The organism is Streptomyces europaeiscabiei (assembly GCF_001550375.1).
In the GTDB taxonomy this organism is placed as follows: Bacteria; Actinomycetota; Actinomycetes; order Streptomycetales; family Streptomycetaceae; genus Streptomyces; species Streptomyces europaeiscabiei.
Map to the genome: position 1 here is coordinate 1 of NZ_LRTR01000735.1, position 1,241 is coordinate 1,241.

Below are 1,241 nucleotides of genomic sequence, written 5' to 3' on the forward strand. Positions count from 1 at the left end.
TCCGATGCCGCTGGTCAGGAGTACTTCTCCCAGCTGTGATCAAGTCGCGGACCGCCCAGTTCGTGAAAGCCCGAGGCTAGGCGGTTCAGGGCGTCGGTGTCGCCGTGGTGGGCGGCTTGGTAGGCCAGGGCCTCGCCGCCCTCCCGGTCCCCGGCCCGATGCCGCATCACCGCCAGGAGGTCCAGGCGAACCTCGACCTTCCCGGGCGGCTGCGCCTGAGTGAGGGCGCGCAGGCGAACCAGCTCCTCGTGCGGCTGCAGACCACCGACCCCCTCGCGGGGCCCGGCACAGCGAGGCCCTCATCAACTGGTCCGCGATCACCCTCATGACGCGCCGGCTCACCAGGAAACCCGCCCGCCGCAGCCGCCCCACTGCCCCGATCGCCACCCACTGGGACGAACTGGCCGCTTGAGAGCCTCGGCCCTCGCGCGCAGTGCCAACCGTTGGTCTCACAAGGCAATCGGTCGATACGCCAGGGCCTGGTCGACCACCTCGTCGGCCGAGAGTTCCCGTCCTGGCGGCCAGAAGATCAGGTCACTGACATAGCCGGTTGGGCACGCCAAGGCTCGGCCCAGCTTCTCCAGGCACCCGTCGACCTCCGCCTCCGAGACGAAGTCCGCATCCATGACCCGCTGCACGAGGGCAACGGCCTCTGCCCTGCTCAATCCCATTGAGCTCATCTCGCTTACAGGGCCCACCAGCAATACAGGCGCCGACGCCCAGAGGCGGCACGGTCTGCCAGCCCGGACAGCAGGACCAGCACCTCGCGAGCGATGTCTGCGGTGATCCCGTATGCCTGAAGCTCATCCGTCTCAGCCCACGCAGCAGCAGCGTCGGCCAGGCCGTCGTGCGAGGCGGACGCCAAGACCTCCTGGAGAGTGTCGGACAGGCTGATAATAACCGCGCTCTCGTGAACGGGAGACGAGAGGAGCTGGCCGGCACGAGGACGCGCCGATGCCTCGGCATAGGTGCAGCCGGTGAGGATCGCTTCGAGGGAGGCCATCGTCACGCTCGGATCGATCCCCTTGAAGGGAACCACGTCGAACCCTGAAGTGTCGGGTCCGCCGGGCTGATCGAGAACGCCGACAGCTGCATCGTCATTGGGAGCCGAGAAGTAGTCACACATAGGCATGCCACGATCCTTGCACCCGGCACTGACTGCCGACCGGGTAGTAAGCCGCGGGTGGATCCGGTCCCAGGCCATCGTCTGCGCGGTGCCGTAGCGGTCGGTGACCTGCGTG

General features: G+C 67.6%; 3 protein-coding genes. All 3 read right to left on the reverse strand.

The window, feature by feature from the left end; genetic code table 11:
* Positions 1 to 14 precede the first annotated feature (14 nt).
* Positions 15 to 167 (reverse strand): hypothetical protein, encoded by a 153-nt coding sequence (locus AWZ10_RS51880; protein WP_159058293.1) that lies wholly within the window; start codon positions 165 to 167, stop codon positions 15 to 17.
* A 282-nt stretch (positions 168 to 449) separates the two neighbouring features.
* Positions 450 to 680: a hypothetical protein gene (locus tag AWZ10_RS36505; protein WP_060893159.1), complete on the reverse strand. Its 231-nt coding sequence runs from the start codon at positions 678 to 680 to the stop codon at positions 450 to 452.
* Between the two features lie 5 nt (positions 681 to 685).
* Positions 686 to 1,241: hypothetical protein (locus AWZ10_RS36510; protein WP_244172667.1), on the reverse strand; the 556-nt coding region annotated here is incomplete at its 5' end.